Source organism: Pseudomonas sp. LBUM1666 (genome assembly GCF_059695775.1).
On record NZ_CP166789.1, the window covers coordinates 2,870,868 to 2,887,252 of the forward strand.

Annotated in this window: 14 protein-coding genes and 1 pseudogene; 6 read left to right on the forward strand and 9 right to left on the reverse strand. The window is 58.4% G+C overall.

Features of this window, described 5'->3' with window-relative positions:
• Nucleotides 1–107 precede the first annotated feature (107 nt).
• A complete protein-coding gene (gene miaE / locus ACA056_RS13160) occupies nucleotides 108–269 on the forward strand; it encodes a tRNA isopentenyl-2-thiomethyl-A-37 hydroxylase MiaE (protein WP_497273291.1) in 162 nt (53 codons plus the stop codon).
• Nucleotides 259–864, forward strand: coding sequence for a MiaE family protein (locus tag ACA056_RS13165; RefSeq protein WP_497273292.1), 606 nt, complete (start codon nucleotides 259–261; stop codon nucleotides 862–864). The genes miaE and ACA056_RS13165 overlap by 11 nt, the downstream gene beginning before the upstream one ends.
• Before the next feature lie 290 nt (nucleotides 865–1,154).
• Here the strand turns inward: ACA056_RS13165 and ACA056_RS13170 are convergent.
• Together ACA056_RS13170 and ACA056_RS13175 are read right to left on the reverse strand one after the other, a co-directional pair.
• Nucleotides 1,155–1,547 (reverse strand): annotated as a pseudogene (locus ACA056_RS13170) (MipA/OmpV family protein); the annotation flags it as partial.
• Nucleotides 1,548–1,562: 15 nt separating this feature from the next.
• A complete protein-coding gene (locus ACA056_RS13175; RefSeq protein ID WP_497273293.1) occupies nucleotides 1,563–2,051 on the reverse strand; it encodes a GFA family protein in 489 nt (162 codons plus the stop codon).
• A gap of 336 nt (nucleotides 2,052–2,387) precedes the next feature.
• Here ACA056_RS13175 and ACA056_RS13180 point away from each other — a divergent pair, with 336 nt between their 5' ends.
• The 3 genes from ACA056_RS13180 (at nucleotide 2,388) to ACA056_RS13190 (ending at nucleotide 5,597) form a co-directional block, all read left to right on the forward strand.
• Nucleotides 2,388–3,272 carry a LysR substrate-binding domain-containing protein gene (locus ACA056_RS13180; protein WP_033054579.1) on the forward strand — a complete coding sequence of 295 codons (885 nt, stop codon included), beginning with the start codon at nucleotides 2,388–2,390 and terminating at the stop codon, nucleotides 3,270–3,272.
• Between the two features lie 100 nt (nucleotides 3,273–3,372).
• Nucleotides 3,373–4,497: an agmatine deiminase gene (gene aguA, locus ACA056_RS13185; protein WP_497273294.1), complete on the forward strand. Its 1,125-nt coding sequence runs from the start codon at nucleotides 3,373–3,375 to the stop codon at nucleotides 4,495–4,497.
• A gap of 2 nt (nucleotides 4,498–4,499) precedes the next feature.
• Nucleotides 4,500–5,597 (forward strand): extracellular solute-binding protein, encoded by a 1,098-nt coding sequence (locus tag ACA056_RS13190; RefSeq protein ID WP_497273295.1) that lies wholly within the window; start codon nucleotides 4,500–4,502, stop codon nucleotides 5,595–5,597.
• 169 nt (nucleotides 5,598–5,766) lie between these two features.
• Here ACA056_RS13190 and ACA056_RS13195 read toward each other — a convergent pair whose 3' ends face one another.
• From ACA056_RS13195 to ACA056_RS13220, 6 genes are all read right to left on the reverse strand, one after another.
• Nucleotides 5,767–6,423 (reverse strand): DNA-3-methyladenine glycosylase family protein, encoded by a 657-nt coding sequence (locus tag ACA056_RS13195; RefSeq protein ID WP_497273296.1) that lies wholly within the window; start codon nucleotides 6,421–6,423, stop codon nucleotides 5,767–5,769.
• 4 nt (nucleotides 6,424–6,427) lie between these two features.
• On the reverse strand, nucleotides 6,428–7,240 hold the full coding sequence (locus ACA056_RS13200) for an isocitrate lyase/PEP mutase family protein (protein ID WP_497273297.1): 813 nt from the start codon (nucleotides 7,238–7,240) through the stop codon (nucleotides 6,428–6,430).
• A gap of 42 nt (nucleotides 7,241–7,282) precedes the next feature.
• On the reverse strand, nucleotides 7,283–8,365 hold the full coding sequence (locus ACA056_RS13205) for a bifunctional transcriptional activator/DNA repair enzyme AdaA (protein ID WP_497273298.1): 1,083 nt from the start codon (nucleotides 8,363–8,365) through the stop codon (nucleotides 7,283–7,285).
• An 80-nt stretch (nucleotides 8,366–8,445) separates the two neighbouring features.
• Entirely contained in the window at nucleotides 8,446–9,486 is a 1,041-nt protein-coding gene (locus tag ACA056_RS13210) for a DMT family transporter (protein WP_497273299.1), read from the reverse strand.
• Nucleotides 9,487–9,732: 246 nt separating this feature from the next.
• Entirely contained in the window at nucleotides 9,733–10,620 is an 888-nt protein-coding gene (locus ACA056_RS13215; protein ID WP_497273300.1) for an alpha/beta hydrolase family protein, read from the reverse strand.
• A gap of 30 nt (nucleotides 10,621–10,650) precedes the next feature.
• Nucleotides 10,651–11,649, reverse strand: coding sequence for an MBL fold metallo-hydrolase (locus ACA056_RS13220; protein WP_497273301.1), 999 nt, complete (start codon nucleotides 11,647–11,649; stop codon nucleotides 10,651–10,653).
• Nucleotides 11,650–11,924: 275 nt separating this feature from the next.
• Between ACA056_RS13220 and ACA056_RS13225 the strand changes: the two genes are divergently transcribed.
• Nucleotides 11,925–12,512, forward strand: a complete 588-nt coding sequence (locus ACA056_RS13225; protein ID WP_497273302.1) for a LysE family translocator — start codon at nucleotides 11,925–11,927, stop codon at nucleotides 12,510–12,512.
• Between the two features lie 10 nt (nucleotides 12,513–12,522).
• Here the strand turns inward: ACA056_RS13225 and ACA056_RS13230 are convergent, their stop codons facing one another.
• Nucleotides 12,523–16,197, reverse strand: coding sequence for a hypothetical protein (locus ACA056_RS13230; RefSeq protein WP_497273303.1), 3,675 nt, complete (start codon nucleotides 16,195–16,197; stop codon nucleotides 12,523–12,525).
• Nucleotides 16,198–16,385 lie beyond the last annotated feature (188 nt).

Sequence of the window (16,385 nt, forward strand, 5' to 3'; positions counted from 1 at the left end):
GCTGGCTATTCGGGACTTGATGTATATCAACGGTCGCGACTGGTGGTCTGCCGGCAGGCCGGTATAATCGGCGCCCTTCGATTTTGAACCTCTTATCCGTGAGCCCCATGATCCTTCCCGAAATTCACGAGTTCCTCGGCTGCCGCACCCCCGATGGCTGGGTTCAGGCCGCGCTGGCTGATCAGGAAACCCTGCTGATCGATCACAAGAACTGCGAGAAAAAGTCGGCAATGCAACTACGAATTGTGAGAGTTTTCCATGCTGCCTGAAATCCATGATTTTCTAGGATGTCGCACCCCGGATGCGTGGGTTGAAGCTGCCCTTGGCCAGCAGGAAGTGATGCTTTTGGATCACAAAAACTGCGAATTCAAGGCCGCCAGTACCGCGTTGAGCCTGATCGCCAAGTATCACTCCCACGTCGATCTGATCAACCTGATGTCGCGTCTGGCCCGGGAAGAGCTGGTGCACCACGAACAGGTCATGCGCCTGATGAAAAAGCGCAAGATCGAGCTGCGTCAGCTGTCCGCCGGGCGCTACGCTTCGGGCCTGCGCAAAGTGGTGCGCAGCCACGAGCCGGTCAAACTGGTGGACACTCTGGTGGTCGGTGCCTTTATCGAAGCCCGCAGCTGCGAGCGTTTTGAAGCGCTGGTGCCGCATCTGGACGAAGAGCTGGGCAAGTTCTACTTTGGCCTGCTGAAGAGCGAGGCCCGGCATTTCCAGGGTTACCTGAAACTGGCGTACCAGTACGGTGACGCCAAGGACATCGCCCAGGTGATCGACAAGGTCCGCGCCGCTGAGCAAGAGCTGATTGAGTCGCCTGACGTGGAGTTTCGTTTCCACAGCGGTGTGCCAGCCGCAGCCTGACGTTTTCGACCGAAAATGTAAAAAACTCTTAAAAGAATGAAACATCTCCGAAAACCGGCCCCCGAGGCCGGTTTTTGCTGGGGCGGGTATCGCAATCCCATGGCGGGCAAGTGGAAGTGGCGGACTCGCCGTGGGGCGGGGCGTCGTTTCGCATGACCTGGGCGCACCAGGATTAAGTTTGTATTGTTCTTACTGGCCCCTTCGCGAGCAAGCTCGCTCCCACATTTTGGAATGCATTCCCCTGTGGGAGCGAGCCTGCTCGCGAAGGGGCCATCAGCACCACCGCCCGATCAAAAGATGTAAACCACCCGCGAAGCCAACGATGTCTGCATCCGCCGCTCGACTATCGGGCTATCCGCCGCATCGTTGCCCAGATATTGCACGGCCAGCACCGTCGAAACACTCCACTGATCATTGACGGGCAATGTCCAGGTCAAATCCGCCCCGCGACTCACCAGCCCTCCATGGTTGTCATAAGCCCTGAACCGACTGCGCGAAGCCTGGGCATCGCTGACGCCGTACCAGGTACGCACGTAATTACTGTCACCAAACTGGCTATTGAGGCTGCCCACGACCTTGCCATAGTCACCTTCATAAAACGGCGCGCTGATGCTCAGCTTCAAGCGGTTCCACGCCGAGCCGGTGTCGTGATCGTCATCGTCCTTTTCCAACGCATGCTCAAAGCACTGTGAACCGGCTTAGCGGCTCAAACCCAGGCGCTCATGCCACTCGGCGATGGATTCTTCGGGATAGACGTCGAACTGCTTGTCTCCAAGACGCACTTCAACTTCGACCCACTGCGCCTTGGAACCTAGCAGCAAATGCGTGTGTTCCGGCGGCACCGGCAGCGGGGTGTCGATGGCAGAGGCAAACGGGTGAATCAGCTCCGGCCATTCCGGGCTGAACAGCCACAAGCCTGAACCACAGACAGAACAGAAATGCCGCTCGGCGGTGCTGCTGTGGGCGCGTTTATCGCCTTCGTCCTTGAGTCTTGCGTGATAAATCGCGATGTGCTTGCGCCCTCGCACTTTCAGGCTGTTGGCATCACCAGCAATATTGATCGCATACCCGCCACCGCCCTGAGTCTTGCGACAGATCGAGCAGTAGCAACACTGATACGGGTAGGGGTGGGCGCTGGTCAAACTGAACGACACCGCGCCGCAATGGCAGGAACCTTCGAGCTGCATGGGAACCTCCGGCAGGCCTGGAACTTACCCAAGACAGCCTAGACCTTCAGCGCCCCTCGACCGGTACGAGAATCGCATCGCCGGTCAACATGCGCCGGGTTTTGGGGGAAGTCATAGTGGATAAGGGAGGGTGATGGGTCGTTGGATTAATGGTGAATGTGCTGGCCTCATCGCGAGCAAGCTCGCTCCCACAGGGTTCTTCTGTGAATACAGGTTTTGTATACGACAACAATCCCTGTGGGAGCCGAGCTTGCTCGCGATGAACGATAACGCGGTCCCACTGGACGCCCACTGTCCGCCGGGTCAGCATGGCGCCTCGAAATCGGGACCTTGATCATGCGACGACTACCCTCCCTGGCTGCACTCAGAACCTTCGAATGCGCCGCCCGTCACGCCCATTTCGGCCGGGCGGCGGCGGAGTTGTGCGTCACTGACAGCGCGGTCAGCCACCAGATTCGCCAGCTCGAAGAGCAATTGGGCGTGACGTTGTTCATCCGAGAAGGCCGGCAAATTCGCCCGACGATGGCCGCCGGGCGCCTGATGCAAAGTTTGCAGCAGGCCTTCGAGCTGATCGGCGATGCCTGCGATGAACTGCGCGACCCGTCATCGCTGGCGGTGTTGCGCCTGGCAGTCACCGCCGAGCTGGCGCAAAAGTGGTTGATGAGTCGCCTGACGGATTTCTACGCGCGCTATCCGCACATCACCTTGCACCTCTACGAACAACCGATCGACGCCACGGCGCCAGGGGAAGACATCGACCTGGCGATCACTTACGGCACCGGACCGGTGGACAGCAGCGCGTACTTCGTCAGGCCTTTGCCGGCGTTGCAGTTCTTCCCGGTGTGCAGCCCCGGTCTGTTCAACCAGGGCACGTTGAAAACCCCGAAGGATCTGGCGCGTCACTGCCTGCTGCACGACGATCAGGACGGCAAGACCTGGACCGCCTGGCTCACCAGCCATGCCGGCGATCAGCGCCCGGAACGTCAGCTGTATTTCGCTCACGCGGGTTTGGCGCTGGAAGCAGCGGCTCAAGGCCAGGGTGTGGCCATGGGCGATAACTTGACCGCGCAGGAGGATTTGCTTAGCGGTCGCCTGGTCCGACCGTTCACCTCCAGCATGACTGCACTTGGCCAATATGCGCTGGTGTGTGAGCGGGTGCGGCTGGAACGGCCGGCCGTGGCTCAGATGCTGGAATGGTTCAACGATCAGCTGATCGATTGATGAATTGAGTTCAAGTATTCCGAAATAATCATCGTTGGCGAGGAGGGCGCCGGCGACCGTAGCCTGTGGTCATTCCAATCCCCGCTGATGAGGTTTGACCATGGCACGTTTGCTCGACTCCACCCCCAAACTTGATGGTTTCCGTTTGCCCGGCGAGTTCGAAACCAAGTCCGGTTGCTGGCTCGGCTGGCCGGAGCGCACCGACGTCTGGCGCAATGGTGCCAAGCCTTCGCAGAAAGTCTGGGTGCAGATCGTCACCGCCATCTCCTGGAGCGAACCGGTCACCGTGTGCGCCTCCGCAGCGCAGTTCGCCACCGCTCGCCGCCAATTGCCGCCTCAAGTGCGGGTGGTGGAAATGACCTGCAACGACACCTGGTTCCGTGACAGTGGCCCGTGCTTTGTGGTCAACGACGACAGCGGTGAGGTGCGCGGCGTGGACTTTGAGTTCAACGCTTACGGCGGCCTAGACGGTGGCTTGTACTACCCGTGGGACAAGGATGATCAGATCGCCAGTAAAATTCTCGAAATCGAACGGTTCGACCGCTACCGCGCGCCGCTGATTGCCGAACTGGGCGGTATCCAGAGCGACGGCCAGGGCAGCATCCTCACCACCGAACAATGCCTGCTCAACCGCAATCGCAACCTGCATTTGGGCAAGGAAGAAGTCACCCGCCGACTGACCGATTACCTCGGCGCCGAGCAAATCATCTGGCTGCCACGGGGCTGCAAGTTCGACGAAACCGACGGCCATGTCGACGATCTCGCGTGCTTCGTGCGCCCCGGTGAAGTGGTGCTGCAATGGACCGACAATCGCGATGACCCGCAATGGGAAATCTACCAGGAGGCCTACGACATTCTGCGCAGCACCCGCGACAGCCGTGGCCGCGAGCTGAAAGTGCACAAGCTGCCGCAACCGGATGTGCTGGAATGGACCGCTGAAGAAGCCGAAGGCCTGGATCAGCAAGACAGCACGCACACCCGTCAGGCCGGGACGAAAATCTGCGCGTCGTACATCAACTACTACGCTGGCAACACCTCAATCGTGGTGCCGCTGTTTGGCGATCGCCATGATCAGGCGGCGCAAGCGACCCTCGCCGAACTGTTCCCGCAACACAAAATCGTCGGTATCGAAAACTCCAGGGAAATCCTCCTTGGCGGCGGTAACGTCGCCTGTATCACCATGCCGCAGTACGCAGGCAGTGCCTGCCACAAAAAGGGAGTTTGAAAATGGGCCTGCACAAACTGACTCAAGCATTACTGCTGGTGCTCGCACCCCTGTGTGTGCAGGCCGCCGACACCGCCAAACCGGTGGTCAATCTGTACATCTGGGGCGAGTACCTGGCCCCGGACACCCTGAGCAATTTCGAGAAGAAAACCGGCATTCACGTGGTGGCCGACCACTTCGACTCCCTGGAAACCGTAGAGACCAAACTGCTCACCGGCCGTAGCGGCTATGACCTGGTGCTGACCGCCGGCCAGCATTTGTCCCGGGCGATCCAGAGCGGTGCGATTCAAACGCTAAACCCGCAGCAGCTGCCGCATTTTGCCGGCGTGGGTGACGAGTTCCGCCAGCACATGGCGGTGTTCGATCCGGGCAATCGCTACGCCGGGATCTACGCCTGGGGCACCACCGGCGTCGGCTATCAGGAAGAAGCAATCAAGAAGCGCCAGCCCGACGCACCACGGGACAGTTGGGCCATGCTGTTCGACCCGGCGGTGGTATCGAAATTTGCCGATTGCGGGGTCAGTTTGCTCAATGATCCCAACGAAGTGTTCGCCGCGGTCATGAAGTACATGGGGCTGGACATCAACCGCCAGGACCTCGATGACCTGAAACGGGCAGAGCAGCAACTGGCGAAGATCCGGCCGTACATCCGCTACTTCGACAACGACCTGAATATCAGCGACCTGGCCAATGGCAACACCTGCGTCGCGATGTCGTGGAACGGCAACGTGGCCATCGCCGCCGGACAGGCCGAGGCTGCGAACAAGCCGTTCACGCTGAGTTATCGGATACCGAAGGAGGGCACGTTGATCTGGTTTGACGCGATGGTCATTCCCAAGGATGCGCCTCATCCTCAGGCAGGGCTGGCGTTGATGGATTATCTGATGACACCGGAGGTGATTGCGCCGATCACTGACACCATCCACTACGCCAATGCGATTACGGCTGCGGACGGGTTGATTGATCCGGCGATTCGCAATGATCCGGGGACGTATCCGTCGGCTGAGGTGAGGGCTTCGCTGTATAGCAAGAATGACAATGGCAAGGCGTTTAACCGGGCTTTGATTCGGGCGTTCAGTCGGTTGAAGTCGGGGTTGTGATTTGGGTGCGGTGTTCGGCATGACATCCACCCCTCACCCCAACCCTCTCCCCAAGGGGTAGAGGGCGCTGACCGAGGTGTTCTACGTGATCCGTCGACCTGTGAAGTCGAGTCGATTATGGATTCAATACAATACTTTCAGGTCGCAGTAATTCGTCAGGTCTTTACGGTCAGCCCCCTCTACCCCCTGGGGAGAGGGTTGGGGTGAGGGGTGGTTTCGGCACCCGCCACAAATACCACGCCGCCACCGTCCGATACGGACTCCACCCCAGCCCGATCTCAATCATCTGCTTGCGATTGGGCTGTACCTCCAGCCCCTTCATCCGCCGATACCCCTCACGCACCCCGAAATCATCGGCCGGCAAAATATCCGGCCGCTCCAGGCTGTAGATCAGCAACATTTCAACCGTCCAGCGCCCAACCCCACGCAGGGTGATCAAGCGTTCGATCAACGCTTCATCATCCATCGCCACTGCCTCAGCGTAATCCGGCACCACACCGTCCAGCGCCGCTTGGGCAATGCCCTGAATGGTCGCGATCTTGCCAGCGGAAAACCCGCAACCGCGCATTTGATCAAAGCCTGTCGCCAGAATCTGTTCAGGCCTCGGGAACGCACCCGTCCCAAACAACGCGATCAACCGACCGACAATCGCATCCCCGGCCTTCGCATGCAGTTGCTGGTAGGCAATTGCCCGCACCAGCGACTCATAAGGATCGCGAGCCGCATGGGGCTGATGCAGGCAAGGGCCGATGGCGGCGATGTGGCGGCGCCAGTCCTCATCGATGGACGATAGGAACTCGGTGGCGGGCAGATAGGCGTCGGGCATGGGGTCAAGCTTTCCCGGACGGTGCCAACAGGGCGTTCACTTCGCCATAGGTGAAGGCCTTCAGATCACGGCTGTCGAGTGTCCCTGTTTCCAGAAAGCTCTTGGCCAGTGCGCCCATGGCGCCATACAGAAACTCGGCGATGCGTGAACCCGCGCTCAAACGGCGTACGCCGAGGGCTTTTAGCTCTTCAGGCGATGGCAAGCCGGGGAGCCCGAGCACGTTCAACGGCAGCGGGGTGCCCTGGCACAGTGCAGCGATTTCGTACTCGGCGGTGACCCCGGCAGCAAACAACCCATCGGCACCGGCGGCTTGATACAACGCGGCGCGCTTGAGCGTCTCTGCCACGCGATCTTCGGCGGGGACCAGGCTCTTGAGGTAAACATCGGTCCGGGCATTGATGAATAGCTTCACGCCGCGACGTTCGGCCACCTGACGAGCGACTTCGATCTTGCGCACCAACAGCTCGGGCGGGGAAGCACCGTCCTCGATATTGATCCCGACGGCCCCGGCGGCAATCACCGCATCGATGAGGTCGGCCACCCGCGTCAGGTCATCGGAATAACCGGCCTCGATGTCCACGGTCAACGGCACCGAGATCACCCGGGCGATGGACTCGACCGTTGATATCAGGCGCTCAAGGGGCAGGGCGTTGCCATCCGGATAACCGTGAGCCCAGGCCACCGCTGCGCTGCTGGTGGCAACGGCTTTGCTGCCCAGTTGCTCCACGATTCGCGCCCCGGCGGCATCGGCGACGTTGGTGAGAATCAGCAGGCCGTCCTGGTGCAACTGGTGAAATTGGTTGTCGAGCGTGTGCATCGAATGTCCTTCCTTATGACTTTTTGAGAAACCTGCAAGTAATCAGAATGCGAGTTGTTGCGTGATCTGCACCGCCGCTTTTTCCAGCCTTAGCAAGAACGCCTTGCGCGGTTGTCCTCCACCATAGCCGGTCAGCGAGCCGTCGGCGCCGATCACCCGGTGACAGGGCACGACAATCGAGAGACGGTTATGCCCGTTGGCCAGGCCCACGGCGCGACTGGCGCCGGGCTTGCCCAATAACGCCGCAATGGCGCCGTAGGTGCTGGTCTGGCCGTACGGGATCTTCACCAGTTCGGCCCAGACCTGTCGGGCGAAATCGCTGCCAGGCAAGTGTAGTGGAACGTTGAAGTCAGTGAGTTTGCCGGCGAAATACTGCGTCAGTTCGGCTTCAATCTGCTGCAAATGCGCGTTATGTCCTGGCGCGACCGCATAGCCGTATCGATTCTGCAATTCTTCGACTTCCTTGGTCAGCGCTGGCCGATCAAGAAACTCCAGCAGCACCAGCCCGCGTCGTTCGGCCATGGCGATCATCGGCCCCAGCGGTGTGGTCAGGCGAGTGAACAGCAGTGGCTCGCTGTGGGCGGCGCGGCCGGGCGTGATGTTGAAGGACTTTTGAAACGCATCGCGAAACCCGCTCAGGGACTCGTAACCCGAATCAAATGCGGCGTTGTCGATGGAATCGCCCTGTTTGATCCCGCCCAACGCCATGCCGAGGCGTCGGGTGCGCAGCCAGGCGTGAAAGGTCATGCCGAAATGCTGCTTGAACCAGCGGCGCAGTTTCAGCGGTTCGATGCCCTCAGCCAGCAGCTGGGCATCGGTCCAGCGCTGCTCGGAGTCGGCGTCCACCGATTTGAGCAGCCGCTGCACCCAGTCCGGAGCGATGGCCGCCGCGTCCAGTGGTTTGCAGCGCAGGCAAGCGCGGTAGCCCGCGGACATGCACTCATCGGCATGGGCGAAGAACTCGACGTTCTCCGGTTTCGGCTTGCGCGCCGTGCAACTGGGGCGACAGAAGATGCCGGTGGTTTTGACCGCGGTAAAGAACACCCCCTCGTAGGCGGTGTCTCGTTCGAGCATGGCGCGAACCATCTCGGCGTGGGGCGGAAGCAAAGCGTTTTGTAGGTTCATGAGGTGAGCATAAGACGCGTCGCCCAGCGCCTCCACCGGAAAATCGACAGAGAATTCCAGTCATTCGTCATGAAGACTGCCTAATGGTTATGTCGGTGATGGATGTCCGGAAAATGTGGATGACTGTGGCGCAGCGGTGTGTGTTCATGTTCGTGACTGTGGGGCTCGGTACCGTCCCACTGGAGCGAATGTTCATGTTGATGATGCTCGTCATGCACGTGGCGATGAGCATGCTTGAGCGCCTCATGTTGATGCTCATGGGCATGATTTTCCTTGAGGTGAATCCATACCCCAAGGCCCATCAACAGCGAAGCGGCCCAAAATGTCAGCGTGACGGGTTCATCCAGCAGCAAGATGGCGATTGCCGCGCCGAGGAAAGGTGCCGTGGAAAAGTAGGCGCCGGTACGCGCAGTGCCCAGGCCACGAAGTGCCAGAACGAACAACACCAGGCTGATGCCATACCCCAGGAAACCGACGATCAACGTAGGCCCCAGCACCGTTATGTGTGGCAGCGTTGCGCCGAGCAACAGCGCCAGAGAACAGTTCACCACCCCGGCGACCAACCCCTTGATGCCGGCAATAAACAGCGCATCCGAGGCCGATACCTTGCGCGTCAGGTTGTTATCGATCGCCCAGCAGACGCAGGCCAGCGCTACCGCCAACGGTCCGATCCAGCCCTGTGACTGCGCCGGGTTCTGGGGCCAGGCCAGCAGTAAGCCACCCGCGACGATGGCCAGCATTCCGACAACGATGCGCCGGTCAGCGTTCTCCTTGAATACCACCCAGGCCAGCACGGCGGTCAATACCGATTCGAGGTTGAGCATCAGCGAGGCCGTGGCGCCGGAGGTCAGGGTCAAACCGAACATCAGCGCCACCGGCCCGAGCACGCCGCCAAACGCGATGGCACCGATCAGCCAGGGCCACTCTGACGATTTCAGGCCGCTGGACTGCCAGCCCCGGTCACGCAACAGTCTGATGAGCGTCAGGCCCAGGCCGCTGCCCAGGTACAACAACCCGGCCAGCAGCACCGGCGAAAGGTTCAGGCCCAGCAACTTGGCCAATGGCGTACTCGCGCCAAAAAGAGCGGCAGCGCCAAGGGCGTAGACAATGTTCAGGTTCATTCAAGGCTCGTCGGGTATTGAGACGGGATCAAACGCAGTTTGAACCTGCGTTGCATCCCGTCAATCCATAACTTCACGCCCGCCGCGCCATCAGCAACACTCCTTTTGCTCACACAGAGTTTAGTTGTGTTGGATCGCCGAACACGGTCACGTCATGCGTCTCCTGCGACCAAGCCTCTTGCCAGTCGTTAGTCAACGGCAAGGGGCGCGCTTCAAGCCAACTTGAAATAGTCGGGGATGCCGGGATCAGTGAATGTGTTTCTTGATGAAGGTAGCTGTCGTCGAAATCAGCTCGTCGATCTGCTTCTCGTCTTTGGTCATGTTGAAGGCGTGATCCATGGGCCGGACAAGCAACTCATGTTCTCCAGGGTGATGGCTGATAAAACTTTTTCCGAGGGTTGGCTGTGGAAAAACGATGTCGTCGTTAGTGCCGACGGCGACGAGCAGTGGTCCCTTGTATTGGGTGATCTCGGCGGCGGGATCGAGGGTCATCAAGCTGACAAAGAACGCGGATTTAAGCTTGACCTCGCCACCACCAGGTATTGGCAGTGCGACGGGGGTGTCACCGCTGTGCAACGCTTCCTTAATCTTCTCGGAGCCCCACAGCAGCGGGAAAGCGGCTCCCATATTGGTCGCGGGGTTCCAGAGTGCGACCGCGTCAAGTTTATGCGGGGTCCGCCCTGCTACAGCAGCACCAACTGCTCCGCCCATGCTCCATCCAACAAGAGCCATGCGGTTGGCGTCGACGCGCCCGGACTTGGCCAGAAAGTCGAGCGCAGCCAGCCCGTCCTGAACATCCGTATCGAGTGTGCCGTCGGTCTTGGCACCATCACTGTCGCCATCAAAACGGTAATCGATACGGAGGCTGGCAATGCCTTGTTTGGCCCAAAGACGTGCGGCACGGGCATAGATACCTTCATTGACGGCCGGAATGATCCCCTCATCCCTACTGCCCCCGAAACTGTGAAGTAACAGAACTACCGGGGGCTTCTTAACGCCGTCGGGCAGGTTCAGAGTGCCGACGACGTTCATTCCCTCAACGGAGAAGGTGACTTTTTCTTCAGCCGCAGACGCGAAATATGGGGCTGTAACCAGGCTTGCGAGAAGTACTAAACGGATCAAAAAAGTAGACATGGTGGGATCCTCAGCTAAACGGGTAAAGGTTTAATTCTTGGGCTGGGGGGCATCGCCCGAAGATGCACTCGGCGCTCCGAGCAGTCCGATAGCGCTGTACCAGAGCGGTCCTTGATTGATGCGGTCGGGGTGGAGTTCGATCATCTTGTCGAAGAACTCACGTGGGGTCGGCTTCTCGGCGAGTAGCTCTATGGCATCCAACAGGTACTGGCGGGTCTGCTCCAGAATGACTGGATCGTCGGCACGATTTTTTTGTTTGTGCCCAGCAATAACGATGCTCGGCTTCAAAGCTTCTACTTGGTCGATCGCCTTGACCCAAGCCTGGAGCCCCCCGTTGCCGCCTTCGAGGAGATATTGGTGTACACCGTTGTAGGCAACGTCGCCGGCCACCACCAGTCCCATGGACGGCACATACAGCACCGTGGTGTCGTCAGTATCTGTATGACCGACATCTATGGCCTGGATGGTATTGCCCTCAAGTGTGAAGCCTTCATCAGGTATCGGTTGAGCAATAACATCGGTCTTTCCAATGAGCCCGGGAAAGTCCTTGTCATATACCTTTTCGCGTCCAACAGTGGCCTGCTGGTGCATGAGCCGGATCGTGCCTTCAGTGGCATATACAGTGGCCCCTGGGAACCGATCGAGGATCTGTTCAGTACCGAACCAGTGATCGCCATGTCCGTGGGTTACGTAGATGTATTTCAAGTGCTTACCGGATTGCACAACCCAGTCGCTGACCTTTTGCGTTTGCTCACGGCTCATTGGTGGATCGATCAGCACAGCGTCGGTTTTCCCGAAGATCAGGGTTGAGGTGATCGGCGATGAAACGATTCGATCACCATTGGGTAGGCGTTTATCGCTCGCCCGAGTTACCCCGTCAGTAACGAGTACTTCATAGGACAATGTCGAAGGGTGGGACATATCGTTCACTCCTGTACTTTTCGCTGCGGCGGACTCAGCAGCGCCTGATAAGCAGGAGGCCGTGACCAAGATTGTGGTGAGCAGTGCCCGAATGGAGTTGCGGGGCATGACTGACCTCTATCTAGTGAAGTGGGACGGAGGTTGGACATCTGCTTGCGTTGCTGATGTCAGATGCGGCATTGATCGAGCCATTAGTCAAGAGTGCAGATTAGCACTGGGCACATGGGTCGGTACTCGATGCGATGCAGCTTCGACCGCTTATGTCCGGTTACTGCAGTGGTGGACATCGGTCGCGGTACAGCTGAGGGGTGTTTTGTTCAATACAGTCGTCAGGTCGCTCATTACCTTGAGGCCTCGTTCAACTGAATTGAAGAAGGTCTGTGATGAGTCTGATTATCTCGATGGCGGCGTTTGCACTGGTGGCCTCGATAACGCCAGGGCCGGTGAACATCGTGGCGTTGAGTTCCGGCGCGCAGTTTGGTTTTCGCGCCAGTCAACGGCATGTGGCCGGGGCGACGCTGGGTTTCGTCCTGTTGTTGGTGTTGATGGGATTAGGGCTGCATGAAGTGTTGCAGCGATGGCCAGCGCTGACGCAGGTGGTGCAATGGGCGGGTGTGACGTTCCTGTTGTACATGGCCTTCAAGTTGGCCGCTGACAAAGGGCATCTGGATGCGAAGGAATCTGGCCGGGCGCCGTCGATGCTGTATGGCGCGGTCATGCAATGGCTCAACCCGAAAGCCTGGCTGGCCTGCGTGGCCGGCATGGGCGCTTTTGTGGCGGATGGCGAGGCACGGCTGGTCTGGCAGTTTGCAGCGGTGTATCTGGTGATTTGCTACCTGTCCGTCGGCTGCTGGGCCTATGCCGGGACGTTTTTACGCGGGTATTTGAGCAACGCCAAAGGCATGCGGTTGTTTAACCGAAGCATGGCGTTGCTCTTGGTGGTGTGCGCGGGATATTTGTTCCGGGCTTAGGCGCTGCGCATCAACCCAGACCGCTCAGTGCATTTTCTACCGGTAGCGGCAGGGCGTTGAACCGATTGGCTCGCAGTTCCGTGATGGCATAGATGGTGCGCGCCGTGCGGCCATTTCCGTCGAAAAAACTGTGGTACCCCAGGAATGCCCCCAGCATCTGTTTGCCGAAGTGCTCATGAGCCGAATCCAGGGCTGCCAGGTGTTTTTCCAGCATCGCTGCGCCCGAAACGTTGGACGGGTAACGCGCTTGAGCAGTAGGTCTGCGCAAGGCATCTGTAGCTTCGGGTACCAGACGCCGATGCAGTTCTTTGTAAACGGCAGGGTCGGACAGGGACTTGCCATTACCGCTGAACTCGCGAAGCAAGCGCCTGATGTTATCAATCTCGTTTCGAGAGTTCGACGCTTTGAGAATCCAGGCGGCGGCTCGATCAGCGTTGTCGGTCAAGCGGTCCGGGTTAAAGGACACATCGTCGAGAAAGCCGCTGTAAGGTGCTTTGCCAAGGTCCGAAGCGAGCAATGTTTTTTGATGTTGATTCATTGCCGTCAGGTTTTTGTACTCCACCTCCAGAAGGTCGTTGAACAGCTCCGGCAGCGTCGTGTGATCCTTGAACTGTCGCAGGTTACCCAGGGAAAACGTTTGCGCTTGCTGGCGTATCAACGAATCGACAACGTCCGAATCCAGGACCTTCTTCAGCGATTGAGCGGTGTCAGACGGGCGTGCGAGGTCGGTCAACGAGCCTTCAAACAAATGCTGAAGCTCCGTTTGGGGAACGTTCTTGAGCAACTTTGCATCATTGGCTTGCAGGTGCTTGAGCACATGTTCGGCGGTTTCGAGCCCATCGTTTTTAAACAGCGCCCGCGCATGCGCTACGGTGTCGAGGCTCATGCGGATCCGCGCGGCCGCACCGGTGTGGTCGAGGGCGCGCAGCAGGTTGTAGGAATGGGCGCCTGTCAGGCGATACAGCTGCGCCCTGACGATATGCGCCGCAGGGGCAGTATGGCCGGCGAGTTTTATCGCGCCTCTGCCAATCAGTTTTACACCGCCCTTGATCAGGGTCGGTATTCCGTCCAGCGGGTTCAACAGGGAAACGACGGTGCGCGCGCCTATCCGGGACGCGGACAACAATTTTGTGGCCAATGACGCGCTCTTTCCAACGGCCTTGCCCACTTGTACCGGCACGCTGACGAAGACAAAGGCAACAAGCGCCGCGTCCATCACGCAACTGGCGATCGCGTCCCGCTGCCTGGCCGGAACACCGGAAGACAAACCCTCGATGCATTCCTTGAACGGAATGATCAAATTCAACAGCGTATTAATGATGGCATCGAACTTTTCCGACGCCAGTTCCTGTTCCGTGCTGTCACGGCCCATGTCCGCCAGTTCACTTTCGGTCAGGAAGGGATGCTGCTCAGCGATCAGGTCGCTGATGGCTTTTATGCGCTCGGCGTTGAAGTAAGCCATCGGTTTATTGGAGTGGCTCGGGTGCAACGCACTGTCGAATTCACCTATCTTGCGCACGAATACCGAAGACTTCGCATCACTGCGAGGCGCAGCGTTTTTAAAGTAGGCATCCAGATCCAGTGGCGCATCCAGAAGGGCGTTGTCTTTGACAAAGTTGGCCCGTGTGCCGTCCTGTTCATAACTAAACAGGTATTGACCGACTCTCCCCCGGAGTTCCGGCGTGCTCCGGCATTCAGAGCGCAACGGGAACAGCTCGAAGCAGCGAACCAGCGTGCCTTGATATTCCGCACAAATAATCACGCCGTAACGGCCCGTTCGCTCCCGTGTCGCCTCGGGTATTGGTCTTGCGTTCAAAGTCTGTTTGTAGGCTTCTACGCGGTAGATAGCCAATCGCCCATGTTCGATAAATCTTCTGTTGGATTCCTCCAACTGTGAAAACACATAGCGAATCGTGGTCGACAGGCCGGATATCAGATCGTTGTAGTGATTGTGCACGGCTGTTGCATATAGGTCGGCAACCGGGTACAGCGCCTTGAATCTGGGAAATTCCTGATAAATATCGCGGCCCCTGGTACGCCCCCAGTCTTGCGTGTGAAGTTGGTCGCTCATGTACAAGTCCAACACTGACACTTGGCGTCCGTTACCACCACCGGAGCCCCGGTGTTTGACCAGCCGTTCATGAGGGTCGCAGGCCGGTACGTTCGATGTCAGCTCTTTCAATGCGAGGGCTTTGCGCCGGGGAATTGGCTTGTTGATCGCGTTAAGCGCGGTAGACAGCGTCTCGACATACTCGTTATAGGCCTTGATGCCTTTATTGATCGTTTCAAGGCTCAGGTTGCCGTCCGCGTCGCGTTGGACCAGTCCATTCATCAATGCCCACGTAACGACCGGGTCAATCCCCGCCATGGCGTGCAAATCGTTGAGTTGCGGGGTGAGTCCCGAGATCGGGCTAAAGCCCAGCAAGTGTTCATAGGTCATGCGCCGGGAGCAACCGGGAACAATGCTTTCGGCCAGGCCCACGGCTTGGCAGAGGATGACCCAGCCCGGGGTTCCGACCTTCAACGACGGGGGTAGTTCGCGCACCAGATACTCCGGTGCCATACCCGCCAATACCAGTTCGGCCACCAGGGGGGCGATGAGTTTATCGAGCTTGAAGCGCTGAATCAGATGCGCTTCCAGGTCGTTGCGGACATCGGATGGCCGGCGCTGAACCTGGGCTGAGGAGTAAAGGTTGAACCCTGCAAACGTCGTGTTGGCCGTGTCTACCTCGGGATCGAGGTCCAGCAGCATGGCGGCGATCAGCAACTGATCGACGAATTGTTTCGATGCCTTGGGGCCTGACTCGTCGGTGAACCAACCCAGCGCATCAATGTAGTTTTGCCCGGTTTCATCCAGCAGGCGCGCGTCGCTGATCAGCCGTTGCAAGCGGTACTCGAGGCTCTGCGGCTGCTTGTCCGATCCTGCGTTTTCCAACACCAGCGATGCGCCAAAGTATTCGGCCAACGGCATTTCGTTGCCGATCAGTTGCGTGGTGATGTCACGAATAATCGCGCGTTTGCTCTTGGTTAACTCGAAGGGCGAATCCTCTGGAGCGTCCAGCAGCTCCCAGTAGTTACCCGTGTCCGGCATGTCCGGCATGTCCGGCATAACGGCGAAGTTGAGCAGGTCAATCAACGCTTTGGTACTTTCTTCATCGGTGGGCAGTGGCAAGTTGTGAAAACGCAGCCATTGGCCAACGGCAATTCGATCATTGGAAGATATGAAACCGCCCATTAGCCTGGCCATCTTTGCCAGTAACGCCAGATTCTGTTTGAACTCGGCAACGTCGGTAACATGAGAAGTGATGTCGACGCGCGCGAAGAAGCGGTTGGTGACCTGTTCAACTACATCGCCAGGACGGCCGAAAGAGCTGATGTCTTCCCGGACGTAATAGAGACGGCCTGCTTGGTCAACATGGAAACTGGCGTGTTCGCTGATAAATTGTTCGGCGCGGATGGTCATGAAGTCGGGCTGTCGAATCATTCGCGACAAAAGAAAGGCGCTGCTGTGATGAACTTCATGGAAGGCGGAGTTGGGCACGCAGGAAACGGCCAGTCGATCCCACGGCCACGCCAAGGTCTGGAGAATGTACTCATCCCCCAGGGCGTTGGTGAGCGCTTCGGTAATCGCCACTCGTTGGCGTTCATTGCCAGAAGTCAGGTTGGCCTGTACTTGTAACTGCATGATTTAAGTTCCATCTTCGAGTAAGTGAGTAAGTTCTCTGGTTGGCGGGAACTTACCCATTACGCTAATTGAACTGATGCGCGTTGTCGTTTTACCTATATGTCCATATATGTATAAAACAGGCGTGGGGTGAGCAGGGTGTCGGGTGATGTGCCAAATACCTTAGTGCGGCGATGTATTGCGGTATG